Source organism: Streptomyces sp. NBC_00090, from assembly GCF_045160815.1.
Lineage (GTDB): Bacteria > Actinomycetota > Actinomycetes > Streptomycetales > Streptomycetaceae > Streptomyces.
This window is the reverse complement of sequence record NZ_CP108224.1, coordinates 4137859-4152925: the sequence shown is the minus strand read 5'-3', so window position 1 is coordinate 4152925 and position 15067 is coordinate 4137859. Positions and strand designations below refer to the sequence as shown.

The following is a 15067-nucleotide window of genomic DNA, read 5'->3' as shown; positions in this document are numbered from 1 at the left end:
TTTCGCCCTCCGTGTCATCGCTCGATCCTCTCTCCGTACGCTGCGGCCGCGCTCCGGCCGGTCTGCCGTCGAGCACTCGATTCATCACTCAGAGTAACCGGCAGACTGCGTTCCGGAGAGCCCTCGGAGGGGTGGTGCGGATATTCACAGGACCCTGGTTATCCACAGTTTTTCAGCAAGATCCCCAAGATTTTCGGTACGGCCCCACGGTGATTCCTGTCGCGAAGTTCGCGGACGGCAGGAATCACGAGAGGGGTGTGTGCCGTGGAGGCATCAAGGACTTCCGGGGGAACGGGTGCGGACGAGCTGCGCCGCGCCGGCCCGCTGATCGTCACCGAGGACCTCGGACTCCTCGACGACCTCCTCCGCCTGTGTGCGGCGGCCGGAGCCGAGCCCGAGGTGTACCACCGCGTGCCGGAGCGGCGGGCGGGCTGGACGGACCCGCCGCTCGTCCTGGTCGGCGACGACGCAGCGGCCCGCTGCCGGGGAGCGGCCCGTAGGTCGGGGGTGGTCCTCGTCGGCCGCGAGCAGGACGATCCGGGGGTCTGGCGGCGGGCCGTCGAGGTCGGCGCGGAGTGCGTGCTGAGGCTGCCGGAGGCCGAGAGCCTCCTCGTCGACCGCATCGCCGACGCGGCCGAGGGCGTGGGGCGTCAGGCGCTGACCGTCGGGGTCGTCGGCGGTCGCGGCGGTGCGGGCGCCTCCACCCTGGCCTGCGGCCTGGCGCTGGCCGCCGCGCGGACCGGGCGGCGCACCCTGCTCGTCGACGGCGACCCGCTGGGCGGCGGGCTGGACGTGCTGCTCGGTGGCGAGCGGGAGGAGGGCAGACGCTGGCCCGACTTCGCCGCCTCGAAGGGTCGGCTGGCCGGCGGCGCCCTGGAGGAGTCCCTGCCCGCGGTGCGCGGGGTGCGGGTGCTCAGCTGGGGCAGGGAGCCTGCCCCGCCGGCACCGGCCGAGGCCGTGCGGTCCGTGCTCGCCGCGGCCCGGCGGCGCGGCGGGATCGTCGTGGTCGACCTGCCGCGCGGAACCGATGACGCGGCCGCCGAGGCCCTGGCCCAGCTCGACCTCGGACTGCTGGTCGTCCCGGGGGAGTTGAGGGCCGTCGCGGCCGCCCATCGGGTGGCCTCTGTCCTCGGCGCGGTCGTGCGCGACCTGCGGGCCGTGGTGCGCGGCCCGTACGCGGCGGGGCTCGACGAGCGGTGGGTCGCCGACGCGCTGCGGCTGCCGCTGGTCGGTGAACTCCCCTACGACCCGGGGATCGTCGCCGACCAGGACGCGGGCGTGCCGCCCGGTGCGGAGCCCCGTGGTGCGCTCGGCCGGTTCTGCGCCGCCTTCTGGGAGCGCGCACTCGTCCCCGGCGGTGCGACATGACCGGGGCCGTGGTCGCGGGCGGCGGCGGGTTCGGGGCCGGGGGCACGGGGCTGCTCGACGCCGTGCGGCAGCGGCTCGCGGCGAGCGGCGCCGAGCCCACTCCGGCGCGGGTGGCGGCGGCGCTGCGGGCCCAGGGGAGGCTGCTGGGCGACGCGGAAGTCCTCGGTGCCGCGGAGGAACTGAGGTGCGAGCTGATCGGCACCGGGCCACTGGAGCCGCTGCTCGCCGATCCGGCGGTCACCGACGTCCTGGTCTCGGCGCCCGACCGGGTGTGGGTGGACCGGGGCGCCGGCCTCGAAAGGGCCCCGGTGTCCTTCCCCGACGCGACCGCCGTGCGCAGGCTCGCGCAGCGGCTCGCGGCGGTCGCGGGACGCAGGCTCGACGACGCCCGGCCCTGGGTGGACGCCCGGCTGCCCGACGGCACCCGGATGCACGCGGTGCTGCCGCCGGTGGCCGTCGGCTCGACCTGCCTGTCGCTACGGGTGGTGCGCCCGCGCGCCTTCTCCCTGGAGGAGCTCGCCGACGCGGGCACCGTGCCGCCGGGCGGCGCCCGCGTCCTGCGGGCGCTGATCGACGCCCGGGTGTCGTACCTCGTCAGCGGCGGCACGGGGACGGGCAAGACCACCCTGCTCGCCTCCCTGCTGGGACTGGTGGGGGAGCGGGAGCGGATCGTGCTCGCCGAGGACTCGGCGGAGCTGCGGCCGGACCATCCGCACGTGGTGCGCCTCGAGGCGCGGCCCGCGAACCAGGAGGGCGCAGGGCTCGTGACCCTGCGGGACCTGGTCCGCCAGGCGCTGCGGATGCGGCCCGACCGGCTGGTCGTCGGTGAGGTCAGGGGTGGCGAGGCCGTGGACCTGCTCGCCGCTCTCAACACGGGTCACGAAGGAGGCTGTGGAACGGTCCATGCCAATACCGCGGCGGACGTACCGGCCCGTCTGGAGGCACTCGGGACGGCGGCCGGGCTCGACAGGGCGGCCCTGCACAGCCAGTTGGGCGCCGGGCTGTCCGTGGTGCTCCATCTCGTGCGGGACCGGGACGGGCGGCGGCGGATCGCCGAGGTCCATGTCCTGGAGCGGGATCGGGACGGGCTCGTGCGGACGGTGCCCGCTCTGCGGTGGGGCGCGGCGGGATTCGAGCGGGAGCGGGGCTGGGAGCGACTGCGGTCGCTGATCGGGGGCGGGGCGTGGTGACGGGGGAACTGGTGTCGGCGCTCGTGGCGTCGGTGGAGCCGGCGTCGGTGCGGGGAGCGGCCCAGGGGGCGGCGGTGCTCTGCGCGGGGCTCGTCCTGTGGTGGGCGGCCGAGCGGCGGCGCGGGGCGGGCCGGGCAAGGGCGGTGCTCGCGGGTGTCCTCCCGGGTGGGCCCGGTGAGCGGGGTGGCGGCGCGGTGCGACGGGCCGTGGCCGCGCGCTGGTGGGCGCTGGTGCGGGGGCGGCGCGCCTGGCTGTGCCTGCCGGTGTCGGGGGTGGTCGCGCTGCTGGGCGGCTCGCCGTTGCCGCTGCTGGCGGGGGCGGTCGCGGTGCCGTTGGTGGGGCGGCGGCTGCGGGCGGGCGCGCGGCGCAAGGAGCGGGACGCGCGGGCCGAGCGGGTGGTGGCCCTGTGCGGGGCGGTCTCCGGTGAGCTGAGGGCCGGTTGGCAGCCCGTGCAGGCGCTGACCTTCGCGGCCCGGCAGACGGGCGCGCTCGGCGACGAGGAGGCGGTGGTGCTCGCGGCGGCCCGCTTCGGCGGGGACGTGCCGGAGGCGCTGCGGAGGGCCGCGCGGCAGGACGGCGCCGACGGCCTCGCGGGCCTGGCCGCCTGCTGGCAGGTGGCCGTGGACGGCGGTGCGGGTCTGGCGGCCGGGCTCGACCGGCTGGAGGCGGCCCTGCGGGGCCACCACGAGCAGCGGGAGCGGCTACGGGCCGAACTGGCCGGTGCCTGGGCGACGGTGACGGTCCTCGCGGTGCTCCCGCTGGCCGGACTCGCCCTCGGGACGGCGCTGGGCGCCGATCCTCTGCGGGTGCTGCTGCACACGCCGGCGGGCCTGGCGTGTCTGGTGGTGGGCGGGGCTCTGGAGGCGGCCGGGCTGTGGTGGGCCGCGCGGATCGTCAGGGGAGGCGAGCGGGCATGACGGGGACTGCGCGGATCGCGGCGCTCCTGGTGCTGTCGCTGGTGCTGTGCGCACAGGTCGCTCGGGAAGTGGTGCGCGGGCGGCGGGCGCGCGGGATGCGACGACGGGTGGGGAGCCTGCTGGTGACACCCGATTCATGGACGGGGAGGCCTCCGCCCCGGAAGCCTCTCTCCCGGAAGCCTCTCTCTCGCAAGCCCCTGTCCGGGAAGTCCCTGTCCGGGAAGTCCGGGGCCGGGTGGCCGCCGTGGGTGAGGCGGTGGGCGGTGCCGCTCGTGGTGGGGCTCGTCGGCTGGGCGCTGCTCGGCGGGCTCGGAGGCCTGTGCGCGGGGGTCCTGGTGGCCTGCGGGGCGCGATGGAGGCGGTCCGGGAGACGGCCGTCCGCGGCGACCGGGGGCGAGGAGGCGGCGCGGCACCTTCCGCTCGCGGCGGATCTGTTGGCGGCCTGCGCCTCGGCGGGGGCGGGGCCCGGCGCGGCGGCGGAGGCGGTGGGCCGGTCGCTCGGTGGGCCGCTGGGCGAGCGCCTGACCCGGACGGCGGCCGAGCTGCGGCTCGGTGGTGAACCGACCGAGGTGTGGCGGAGGTTCGGGGCGATACCGGGTGCCGAGGGGCTGGCCCGGTGCATGGAACGGGCCGGTTCCTCGGGCGCGCCCGCCGCGGAGGCCGTGGCCCGGCACGCGGCCGGCCTGCGGGCGGCCCGGGCCCGTACGGCCGAGGCCCGGGCACGCCGGGCGCAGGTGCTGATCAGCGCGCCCGTGGGGCTCTGCTTCCTGCCCGCCTTCCTGGCGGTGGGAGTGGCACCCGTGGTGATCGGGCTGGCGGCGGGACTGATGGACCGATGAACGCGACAGCAAGACGAGAGAAGGAGATCGACATGACGGACAAGGCGACGGTGACCCGTTCGGCGGAGCGTTCGGTGAGGAGTTCGGTGAACGGTTCGGTGAGGGGGTGGTGGCGGGCTCGGCGACAGGCCGCGCGGTCCGACGCGGGGATGACGACGTCCGAGTACGCGGTGGGGACGATCGCCGCGGCGGCCTTCGCCGCGGTGCTCTACAAGATCGTGACGAGCGGGACCGTCTCGGGAGCACTCGAATCGATGATCGGTAAGGCCCTCGATGCGCCGTTCTGACCGGGGGTTCGTGACCGTGGAGGCGGCGATGGTCCTGCCCGTCCTCGCCCTGTTCACGGTGACCCTGCTCTGGGCGCTGGCCGCGGCCGCCGCGCAGATCCGGTGCGTGGACGCGGCGCGGGCGGGGGCCAGGGCGGCGGCCCGCTCCGAGCCGGTCGCCGCCGCCGAGGGGGCCGCCCGGGCGGCCGCACCCGAGGGTGCCCGGGTGTCGGTGACGCGGTCGGGGGAGCTGTGGCGGGTGACGGTGGAGGTGGCGGCCCCGGGCCCCCGGGGCATGGGACTGACCTTGCGGGCGGGCGCGGCGGCCCTCGCGGAGGACGAGGTGGGTGCGGGAGGTGCGGCGGGCGGGGGCCCGGCCTTCGGAGGTCCGCCGTGACGGCGGGTCGCCGGGCTGACCGGGCTGACCGGGCCGGTGGGGCTGGTGGGGCCGGTGGCCGGGCCGGCTGGGCCGATCGGGGGTCGGCGACCGTGTGGACGGCGTTCGCGGCCTGTGTGCTGTGTGTGGTGTTCGGGGCGGTGCTCGCGCTCGGGCAGGCGGTGGCGGCCCGGCACAGGGCCGGCGGGGCGGCGGATCTGGCCGCCCTCGCCGCCGCCGACCGGGCCCTGCGGGGCGAGGCCGAGGCGTGCGCCGCCGCCGGGCGCGTGGCCGCGGCGCAGGGCACCGAGCTGCTGCGGTGCGCCGTGCGGGGTGAGCTCGCCGAGGTGACCGCCCGGGTGGTGCGTGGGCCGTACCGGCCGGAGGTCAGGTCGAGGGCGGGTCCTGCGCGGGCGCTTCCTCCCCAGGGCCTTCCTCCCCAGGGTCTTCCTTCCCGGGCGGTGGCTCCGGCGGCGGCTCCGTGGGGGGCGGTTCCGGGGCTTCCCGCAGCAGTTCCGTGAGGAGGCGCACCGCGCCCCGCTTGTGCAGCGGATCGTTGCCGTTGCCGCACTTCGGGGACTGGACGCAGGAGGGGCAGCCGGCCTCGCACTCGCATGAGGCGATGGCCTCGCGGGTCGCGGTGAGCCAGGCCCGGGCCGTGTGGAAGGCCCGCTCGGCGAAGCCCGCGCCGCCCGGGTGGCCGTCGTACACGAAGACGGTGGGCAGCAGCGTGTCGGGGTGGAGCGGGACGGAGACGCCGCCGATGTCCCAGCGGTCGCAGGTGGCGAAGAGCGGCAGCATGCCGATGGAGGCGTGCTCGGCGGCGTGCAGGGCGCCCCCGAGGATCTCCGGGTTGATCCGGGCGGCGTCGAGCTGGTCCTCGGTGACCGTCCACCACACGGCCCGGGTGCGCAGCGTGCGGGGCGGCAGGTCGAGCTTGGTCTCGCCGAGCACCTCGCCGGTGATCAGACGGCGGCGCAGGAAGGAGACGACCTGGTTGGTGACCTCGACGGAGCCGTAGCAGAGGCGGCCGGCTCCCCAGGGGATCTCGGTGTCGGTTTCGAGGACGGAGACGGAGGTGGTGTCGCGGGCGGTGGTGGAGTACGGCGGGACGGCCTCCTCCACGAGGGCCACGGAGTCCTTGAGGTCGAGCTCCCGCACCAGATAGGTGCGGCCCTGGTGGAGGTGGACGGCGCCCTCGTGGACGGCGGTGTGGGAGGCGGCCTCGTCGACCGTGCCGAGCAGCCGGCCGGTGCCGGCCTCCACGATCCGGACGGGGCTGCCTCCGCCGCCCCGGATGTCGGTGAGGTCGGCCGCCCGCTCGCGGCGGGTCCAGTACCAGCCGGTGGACCGGCGGCGCAGGAGTCCGGCGCCCTCCAGCTGGGGCAGCAGGTCGGGGACGGCCGGGCCGAAGAGGGCCAGGTCCGGTTCGGTGAGCGGGAGCTCCGCCGCGGCGGCGCACAGATGGGGGGCGAGGACGTAGGGGTTGTCGGGGTCGAGGACGGTCGACTCGACCGGCTGTTCGAAGATCGCCTCCGGGTGGTGGACCAGGAAGGTGTCCAGCGGGTCGTCCCGGGCGACCAGGATCGCCAGGGCGCCCTCGCCGGAACGGCCGGCGCGGCCCGCCTGCTGCCACAGGGAGGCCCGGGTGCCCGGGTAGCCGGCGATCAGGACGGCGTCCAGGCCCGAGACGTCCACGCCCAGCTCCAGGGCGGTCGTGGCGGCCAGGCCGAGGAGCTCGCCGGAGTGCAGGGCGCGTTCCAGGGCCCGGCGCTCCTCGGGCAGGTAGCCGCCCCGGTAGGCGGCGACCCGGCGGGCCAGGGCGCGGTCGGTCTCGGCGAGCCGTTCCTGGGCGATCACCGCGATCAGTTCGGCGCCGCGCCGGGAGCGGACGAAGGCGACCGAGCGCACGCCCTGCCGGGTCAGGTCGGTCAGCAGGTCGGCGGTCTCGGCGGTGGCGGTGCGGCGCACGGGCGCGCCGCGCTCGCCGTGCAGCTCGGTGAGCGGCGGCTCCCACAGGGCGAACACCAGTTCGCCGCGCGGGGAGGCGTCGTCGGAGATCTCGATGACCGGCAGCCCGGTGAGGCGGCCGGCCGCCACGGCGGGTTCGGCGGAGGTGGCCGAGGCGAGGAGGAAGACGGGTTCGGAGCCGTACCGGGCGCAGATGCGGCGCAGGCGGCGGATCACCTGGGCGACGTGGGAGCCGAAGACGCCCCGGTAGGTGTGGCACTCGTCGATCACGACGTAGCGCAGGGCGCGCAGGAAGGAGGACCACCTGGGGTGGGAGGGGAGTATGCCCCGGTGCAGCATGTCGGGATTGGTCAGCACGTAGTTCGCGTACTGGCGGACCCACTCGCGCTCCTCGACCGGCGTGTCGCCGTCGTAGACGGCGGGGCGGATCCGGGTGCCGAGCGGGCCGGCCAGCTCCCGGACGGCGCGCCGCTGGTCCGCTGCGAGGGCCTTGGTGGGCGAGAGGTAGAGGGCGGTGGCCCCGCGACCGTTGGGGGCCTCGGCGCCGTCCAGGAGGGTCGTCAGGACCGGGGTGAGGTAGGCGAGCGACTTGCCCGAGGCGGTGCCGGTGGCGATCACCACGGAATCGCCGTCGAGGGCGTGCTCGGCGGCCTCCGCCTGATGGGCCCAGGGGTGCTCGATCCCGGCCGCCTGGATCGCGCTGATCACCTCCGGACGGATGCGATGCGGCCAGACGGCATGGCGGCCCTCCCTGGCGGGCATGTGCTCCATATGAGTGATGCGCGCGGCCCGACTCTCGCCTGCGGAGAGCCGGTCGAGGACCACGCCGGGAGAGGGGCGACTGCCCATGTCCCCGGCTGGACGACTGGGGCGGTGATTCTTGGCCATCGGCACCGAGTGTGTCACTGCCATGACGGACAATGCTCCCAAGGCGTCGTGCATGGCTGCTGGTAAGTGATTGAATGCCATCGCGGCTGGCGATCAGTTCCCTGGCTCCGCCTGGGAGGCCCGAGGGGGCGATCGCCCGATAGCAAGGTGCTGGAGGATCCGTGGACCTGTCCCTGTCGACTCGCAATGTGTCCGGCGCTGGTGGCGACCGTACGGTCGTCGAGGTCGGTGGCGAGATTGATGTGTATACCGCGCCCAAGCTGCGCGAGCAGTTGGTCGAGTTGGTGAACGACGGCAGCTACCACCTGGTTGTCGACATGGAGGGCGTGGACTTCCTCGACTCCACCGGCCTGGGTGTGCTCGTCGGTGGTCTGAAGCGCGTTCGCGCGCACGAGGGCTCGCTGCGTCTGGTCTGCAACCAGGAGCGCATTCTGAAGATCTTCCGGATCACGGGACTCACCAAGGTGTTCCCGATCCACACGTCGGTCGACGAGGCCGTCAACGCGGTCGACTGACCCGGAGGGATCGCATGGCCACCGTTGAACTCCGATTCAGCGCTCAGCCCGAGCACGTCCGTACGGCCCGCCTGGTGGCGGCCGCGGTCGCCCGCAGGGCCGGGGTGGACGAGGCGGTCCTCGACGAGGTGCGTCTCGCCGTCGGTGAGGCCTGTTCCCGTGCGGTCGGGCTGCATCGCAGCAACGGCGTCACTACCCCCATCAGGGTCGTGCTGACCGAGGAGGAGAAGGCGTTCTCCATCGAGGTCGGAGACGAGGTGCCGGGTGCGGGCGTGGCGGCGGCTGATGCCGCCGGTGTGCCCGGCGCGCGGTCCTCGGCCCCGGCCGACGACTTCGACGACGCCGACGGCGAGGACGAGATGGGTCTCGCGGTGATCCGCGGGCTCGTCGACGACTTCGAGGTGAGCGCCGGCGAGGACGGCGGCACCATCCGTATGAGCTGGCCGACCAGCCCGGCGGACGTCCTGTCCTGACCTCGCCCGACCGTCACACGCGCGACGAGGAGAGGCCCTGCCCACAGCAGGGCCTCTCCTCGTTTTTCCCCCACGGCCGGTGCCGGACGCCCCGGCCCGTGCGCCACGCCCGGCCCGGCCCGTGCCGACCGCCCCGGCCGCGACGCCACGCCCGGCCGATTGCGCCACGCCCGGGTCGACCGGGTCGCCCGGCCGGATTGGTGCATCCGCGCGGTGGCTCTGCGGGGTCCCCGTTTGTTCCGGTTCGTCTCCCTATGATCCGTCTCCATGGACCCCACTTCGCTCGCCGCGGCGGTGCTCACGAGCGGGAACCGGACGATCGTGGTCGTCGTCGCGGCCGTCGCCCTCGCCGCGCTGGTCGTCGCGCAGCTCCTCGTCCGTCAGGTGCTCGCGGCCGGCGAGGGCACCGAGAAGATGAAGGAGATCGCCGCCGCCATCCAGGAGGGCGCCAACGCCTATCTCGCGCGGCAGCTGCGTACCCTCGCCGTCTTCGCGGTCGCCGTGTTCTTCCTGCTGTTGCTGCTGCCCGCCGACGACTGGTCGCAGCGCGCGGGACGGTCCCTGTTCTTCCTGGTCGGGGCGCTCTTCTCGGCGGTCACCGGGTACGTCGGCATGCGCCTCGCCGTACGGGCCAACGTACGGGTCGCGGCGGCGGCCAGGGAGGCCACCCCGGCGCCCGGCGAACCGGAGAAGGGCCTCACCGAGGTCGCCCACCGGGCCATGCGGATCGCCTTCCGTACGGGCGGGGTCGTCGGCATGTTCACCGTCGGTCTCGGGCTGCTCGGCGCCTCCTGCGTCGTCCTCGTCTACGCCGCCGACGCGCCGAAGGTCCTGGAGGGTTTCGGTCTCGGCGCCGCGCTCATCGCGATGTTCATGCGGGTGGGCGGCGGCATCTTCACCAAGGCCGCCGATGTCGGCGCCGACCTGGTCGGCAAGGTCGAGCAGGGCATTCCGGAGGACGATCCGCGCAATGCCGCCACCATCGCCGACAACGTGGGCGACAACGTCGGCGACTGCGCGGGCATGGCGGCCGACCTCTTCGAGTCGTACGCGGTGACGCTCGTCGCCGCGCTCATCCTCGGCATGGCCGCCTTCGGCGACGACGGCCTCGCGTTCCCGCTGATCGTGCCGGCCATCGGCGTGGTCACCGCGGTGATCGGCATCTTCGCGGTCGCCCCGCGGCACGCCGACCGCAGTGGGATGAGCGCGATCAACCGAGGCTTCTTCCTCTCGGCGACGATCTCGCTCGTGCTGGTCGCCGTCGCCGCCTTCACGTACCTGCCGTCCTCGTACGCCGAGCTGGAAGGCGTCACCGAGCCCGGGATCAGCGACCACGGCGGCGATCCGCGGGTCCTCGCCCTGGTCGCGGTCGCCATCGGCATCGTCCTCGCCGCGCTCATCCAGCAGCTCACCGGCTACTTCACCGAGACCGGCCGGCGGCCCGTCCGGGACATCGGCAGGTCCTCGCTCACGGGACCCGCCACCGTCGTCCTCGCCGGGGTCGCCCTCGGCCTGGAGTCCGCCGTCTACACGGCCCTGCTGATCGGGCTCGCCGTCTACGGGGCGTTCCTGCTCGGCGGCGCCTCGATCATGCTGGCGCTCTTCGCGGTCGCCCTCGCCGGGACGGGCCTGCTCACCACCGTCGGTGTGATCATCGCCATGGACACCTTCGGGCCGGTCGCCGACAACGCGCAGGGCATCGCGGAGATGTCCGGGGACGTGCGGGGCGCGGGCGCGCAGGTCCTCACCGACCTCGACGCCGTCGGCAACACGACGAAGGCCATCACCAAAGGCATCGCCATCGCCACCGCGGTCCTCGCGGCCGCGGCGCTCTTCGGCTCGTACCGGGACGCCATCGCGACCGCGGTCGCCGAGGCAGGCGAGATCGGCGGGAAGGCGGACGCGCTGACGCTCTCGATGGACATCTCGCAGCCCAACAACCTCTTCGGGCTGATCCTCGGCGCGTCCGTCGTCTTCCTCTTCTCCGGGCTCGCGATCAACGCGGTGTCCCGGTCGGCCGGTTCGGTGGTGTACGAGGTGCGGCGGCAGTTCCGCGAGCACCCCGGGATCATGAAGTACGCCGAGAAGCCGGAGTACGGGCGGGTCGTCGACATCTGCACCAAGGACGCGCTGCGCGAACTCGCCACGCCCGGGCTGCTCGCCGTGACGGCCCCGATCGCGGTCGGCTTCGCGCTCGGCGTCGGCCCGCTCGGCTCGTACCTCGCCGGGGCGATCGGCACGGGCGCCCTGATGGCGGTCTTCCTCGCCAACTCCGGTGGCGCCTGGGACAACGCGAAGAAGCTCGTCGAGGACGGCAACCACGGCGGCAAGGGCAGCGACGCGCACGCGGCGACCGTCATCGGGGACACGGTCGGCGACCCGTTCAAGGACACGGCGGGACCGGCGATCAACCCCCTCCTGAAGGTGATGAACCTGGTCGCGCTGCTGATCGCCCCCGCGGTCGTGCAGTTCGGATACGGGGACGACGCCAACGACTGGGTGAGGGCGGGGGTCGCTGCGCTCGCGGTGCTCGTCCTCGTCGCCGCGGTCCGGGTCTCCAAGCGGCGTTCGGTGACCGTCTCCTGACGTGTCGTCCGTCTCATTCCTCGGCACCGGAGGTGTTCGAGGCGATCTCTCCCTTGGGTCATACGACTGCAATGTGGGATGAATCCCTCGTACGAAAGGTGGAAGTAGCCCGTTCGGCGTGTATGTTCCGGGGCCGAGAGCCTTGGAAGGGACCGATCCGGTGAACAAGAAGCTTGCGGCCGCACTGTCCGGCGGTGCGGTACTGGTGCTCGTGCTGTCCGGTTGCAGCGACGACGAGGGCAACAAGGTGGAGGACTGGGCGAAGACGTTCTGCGACCAGGCGAAGCCTCAGATCCAGAAGCGGGCCGACGCCCACCAGATCATCATCTCGACGGCCGCCGACAGTAAGCCGGCCGACATCCAGGCCGCCGACTCGAAGGCGTTCCAGGACATCGCCGACGCCGACCGCGCCCTCGCCAAGGCCGTCGAGGCCGCCGGGGCGCCGCCCGTCGAGAACGGCCAGAAGGTCCAGCAGGACGCCATCAAGGAGCTGAACGCCACCGCGGTGGCCTACGTGGGGCTCAAGAAGGAGGTCGACGCGCTGGACCCGACAAACCAGCAGAAGTTCGCGGACGGCCTCCAGGACGTCGCCGACGGGCTGACCAAGATCGAGAAGATGGACCAGGCGGCTCTGGCCAAGCTGGAGGAGGGCGAACTGGGTCAGGCGATGGCCAAGCAGCCCGGCTGCCAGAAGCCCACGGCCTCGGTCCCGCCGAAGACCTCCGGCTCGGCCTCGCCGCAGGCCGGCTCGGACTCGGAGTCGGGCTCCGACGCGGACTCCGACGCTGACTCCGGCTCTACCAAGCCGACCAAGAAGGCTTCCGCCAAGCCGACCAAGAAGTCCTCGGAGTAGACGCCCGCCGACGACGGCCTGCTGGCGGCCTGCTGGCGGTCCGGTGGTGCCCGGTGGCGGTCCGGTGCGGGCGGGTGGTGCCCGGGCGCCGGCCCGGTGGCGGTCCGGTGCGGGCCGCGGTGGTTCGGTGCCTGCCCGGTGGTGCTTCGGCGCGGGCACGGTGGTGCTTCGGCGGGACCGAGGCCGTGGGCTTCTGCCGGCCCGGCGGCGGTGATCGGACGGCCCCCGCCGGGTCGGCCGCCCGGATGTCGGTGGCGGCCGTCACAATGGGGTCCGTGAGTACGACCAGCCTGCCCCCCAGCCTCCCGGTGCCCGCGCACGCCGCCCGTCTGCGCGTGGCGCTGCTCGCCGCCGACTTCACCGCCGACGGACTGCTCGACCTGCTCGGCGCCCCGGCCTACGCGGCGCTCGCCCGCAGCGAGACCGTGCCCGCCCTGCGCGCCACCCGCGGCGACTCCCCGCTGGAGACCCTCGTCCGGCTCTTCCTGCTCCAGCAGGCCGTCGCGTACGGCCGGGCCGCCGCCGCGCTCCCGCTCGCCGACGCCCTCGCCGACGGCTGGGTGGTCCGTGAGGACGACGCCGTGCTCGCGACGGTCGACGTCCGGCCGTACAGCGGCCCGGACGGAGAGGACTGGTTCATCGTCTCCGACCTCGGCTGTGCCGTCGGCGGTGCCGGGGGCATCGGGAAGAAGGCCGAGGGAGTCGTCCTCGGCGTCGGCGGCGCCTCCACCACGCTCGCCGGCATCACCGTTCGTACGCCGGTCACGTCCGCGCTCGACCTCGGCACCGGCTCCGGCATCCAGGCGCTGCACGCCGCGCAGCACGCCACCCTGGTCACCGCCACCGACCTCAACCCGCGCGCCCTGGACTTCACGCGGCTCACGCTCGCCCTCTCCGGAGCCCGGGAGGCCGAGCTGCTCGAAGGCTCGCTCTTCGAGCCCGTCGACGGCGACACGTACGACCTGATCGTCTCCAACCCGCCGTTCGTGATCTCCCCCGGCGCCACGCTCACCTACCGGGACGGCGGGATGGGCGGCGACGACCTGTGCCGCACCCTCGTGCAGGAGGCGGGCGAGCGGCTCAACGACGGCGGCTACGCCCAGTTCCTCGCCAACTGGCAGCACGTGGACGGCGAGGAGTGGCAGGATCGGCTGCGCTCCTGGGTGCCGCGCGGCTGCGACGCCTGGATCGTGCAGCGCGAGGTCCAGGACGTCACCCAGTACACGGAGCTCTGGCTGCGGGACAGCGGCGCCCACCGCGGCGACGAGGACGAGTACCGACTGGAGTACGGGCGCTGGCTCGACGAGTTCGAGGCCCGCAGGACGAGGACGATCGGCTTCGGCTGGATCACGATCCGGCGGAACGCGGTGGTGGAGTCCGGCGAGATCGAGCCGTCGATCCTGATCGAGGAGTGGCCGCACCCGGTCGAGCAGCCCCTCGGCGACACCGTCCGCGCCCACTTCGAGCGCCAGGACTACCTGCGGAGCCACGACGACGCCGCGCTCCTCGCCGACCGCTTCACGCTCGCGCCCGAGGTGATGCAGGAGCAGGTCGGGCTCCCGGGCGCCGAGGACCCCGAGCACGTCGTGCTCCGGCAGAACCGGGGCATGCGCCGCGCCACCAAGGTCGACCACGTCGGCGCCGGGTTCGCCGGCGTGTGCGACGGCACGCTCAGCGCCGGCCGCATCCTCGACGCGATCGGGCAGCTGATGGGCGAGGACCCGGTCATGCTGCGGGACCGCACCCCGCAGGCGATCCGGCTGCTCGTCGAGGAGGGCTTCCTGCTGCCCGTCGGGGAGGAGAGCGGCGCTTGATACGGATCGAGCTGGACGAGGCCTCGCTCGGGGCGACCCGGATCGCGATCAGCCCGCTGCGGGACGCGTTCTGCTCCATGCACCTCGCGCTGCCGCACCGCCACCCCTCCTGGCCGTACCAGGAGTGGGTCGGGCAGGCACGCGAGGTGTGGCGGGAGGACGACAGGCTCCGACCGCTGTGGGACCTGTTCGTCGAGGGGCGGGGCGAGGTCTCCGACTTCCTGCTGCCCCGGCCGTTCGGCACGGTCAACGTCCACGAGGAGCTGGCCGCGCTGCGGGCCACCGACCCGGAGTTCGTCCGGGCCCAGGTGGCCGTCTGCTATCCCGGCATGGCCGACGAGCCCTTCGTGCAGCCCTACCTGAAAGACCCGGAGGCGGCCTGCGCGGCGCTCGCCGACGCGTACGCGGCCTACTGGGAGGGCGCGATCGAGCCGTACTGGCCGACGATGCGGCGGCTCGTCGAGGACGAAGTGCTCGTCCGGGCCAGGACGTTCGCGACGGAGGGCGTCGACGCGCTGTTCGCGGGCCTGGAGACGCGGGGGCGGTGGCAGTCCCCCGTACTCGAACTGACCAAGTACATCGACGCGGAGTACGCGCCCGGAGAGCGGCGTCTCGTGCTCGTGCCGCTGGTCTTCGCCGAGGGCTGCCGGCTGTACTCGACGGACGACCCCGAGGTGTTCGCGCTCAGCTTCCAGGCCCGGGGCGCCGCCGCCCTGCGCGAACCGCCCGAGCCCGTCGCCGAGGACCGGCTCGGGCTGATGCTCGGCCGGGGCCGAGCCGCGGTCCTGCGCGAGCTGAGCGGGCCGCTGACCACGGCCGGTCTGGCGGACCGGCTCGGCCTCGCGCCCAGCACCGTCTCCGAGCACCTGTCGGTGCTCTCGGATGCCGGGGTGGTCACCCGGCACCGGGTCGGGCGCTCGGTGTACTACCAGCTCACGGACACCGGCCGTTCGCTGCTCGCCCTGCTCGCCGGGGAGGGCGTGCTGCACGCGGTCGCCTGAGCCGCGGCCC

Annotated in this window: 13 protein-coding genes and 1 pseudogene; 13 read left to right on the top strand and 1 reads right to left on the bottom strand. The window is 74.3% G+C overall.

Annotation, left to right across the window (positions count from 1 at the left end):
• Nucleotides 1–264 precede the first annotated feature (264 nt).
• The 7 genes and pseudogenes from ssd to OG361_RS18340 form a co-directional block, all read left to right on the top strand.
• Nucleotides 265–1368: a septum site-determining protein Ssd gene (ssd, locus tag OG361_RS18370; RefSeq protein WP_405854891.1), complete on the top strand. Its 1104-nt coding sequence runs from the start codon at nt 265–267 to the stop codon at nt 1366–1368.
• The gene (locus OG361_RS18365) at nt 1365–2558 is read left to right on the top strand and encodes a TadA family conjugal transfer-associated ATPase (protein WP_405854889.1); all 1194 of its coding nucleotides are present in this window, start codon (nt 1365–1367) and stop codon (nt 2556–2558) included. The genes ssd and OG361_RS18365 overlap by 4 nt, the downstream gene beginning before the upstream one ends.
• Before the next feature lie 47 nt (nt 2559–2605).
• Nucleotides 2606–3475, top strand: a complete 870-nt coding sequence (locus OG361_RS18360) for a type II secretion system F family protein (protein ID WP_405862320.1) — start codon at nt 2606–2608, stop codon at nt 3473–3475.
• Nucleotides 3472–4314, top strand: coding sequence for a type II secretion system F family protein (locus OG361_RS18355; RefSeq protein ID WP_405854887.1), 843 nt, complete (start codon nt 3472–3474; stop codon nt 4312–4314). The genes OG361_RS18360 and OG361_RS18355 overlap by 4 nt, the downstream gene beginning before the upstream one ends.
• Before the next feature lie 32 nt (nt 4315–4346).
• Entirely contained in the window at nt 4347–4601 is a 255-nt protein-coding gene (locus OG361_RS18350) for a DUF4244 domain-containing protein (RefSeq protein WP_405854885.1), read from the top strand.
• Entirely contained in the window at nt 4588–4977 is a 390-nt protein-coding gene (locus tag OG361_RS18345) for a TadE family type IV pilus minor pilin (RefSeq protein ID WP_405854883.1), read from the top strand. Before OG361_RS18350 ends, OG361_RS18345 begins: the two co-directional genes overlap by 14 nt.
• Nucleotides 4974–5312: pseudogene (locus OG361_RS18340) on the top strand (Rv3654c family TadE-like protein); the annotation flags it as partial. The gene OG361_RS18345 and the pseudogene OG361_RS18340, both read left to right, overlap by 4 nt.
• Nucleotides 5313–5343: 31 nt before the next feature.
• On the opposite strand, the gene OG361_RS18335 reads toward OG361_RS18340, so the two are convergent.
• Nucleotides 5344–7896, bottom strand: a complete 2553-nt coding sequence (locus OG361_RS18335; RefSeq protein WP_405854881.1) for a DEAD/DEAH box helicase — start codon at nt 7894–7896, stop codon at nt 5344–5346.
• A gap of 80 nt (nt 7897–7976) precedes the next feature.
• On the opposite strand from OG361_RS18335, the gene OG361_RS18330 reads away from it, so the two are divergent.
• The 6 genes from OG361_RS18330 to OG361_RS18305 all read left to right on the top strand — a co-directional run bounded on the left by OG361_RS18330 (nt 7977) and on the right by OG361_RS18305 (nt 15057).
• Nucleotides 7977–8330, top strand: a complete 354-nt coding sequence (locus OG361_RS18330; RefSeq protein WP_015034520.1) for an STAS domain-containing protein — start codon at nt 7977–7979, stop codon at nt 8328–8330.
• Between the two features lie 14 nt (nt 8331–8344).
• Entirely contained in the window at nt 8345–8803 is a 459-nt protein-coding gene (locus tag OG361_RS18325) for an ATP-binding protein (protein WP_189508294.1), read from the top strand.
• A 267-nt stretch (nt 8804–9070) separates the two neighbouring features.
• Nucleotides 9071–11389 (top strand): sodium-translocating pyrophosphatase, encoded by a 2319-nt coding sequence (locus tag OG361_RS18320; RefSeq protein WP_405854878.1) that lies wholly within the window; start codon nt 9071–9073, stop codon nt 11387–11389.
• Between the two features lie 160 nt (nt 11390–11549).
• Nucleotides 11550–12242, top strand: a complete 693-nt coding sequence (locus OG361_RS18315) for a small secreted protein (protein ID WP_405854876.1) — start codon at nt 11550–11552, stop codon at nt 12240–12242.
• A 266-nt stretch (nt 12243–12508) separates the two neighbouring features.
• Complete coding sequence (locus OG361_RS18310) at nt 12509–14056, top strand: methyltransferase (protein ID WP_405854874.1); 1548 nt, start codon at nt 12509–12511, stop codon at nt 14054–14056.
• Entirely contained in the window at nt 14053–15057 is a 1005-nt protein-coding gene (locus OG361_RS18305; protein WP_405854872.1) for an ArsR/SmtB family transcription factor, read from the top strand. Before OG361_RS18310 ends, OG361_RS18305 begins: the two co-directional genes overlap by 4 nt.
• Nucleotides 15058–15067 lie beyond the last annotated feature (10 nt).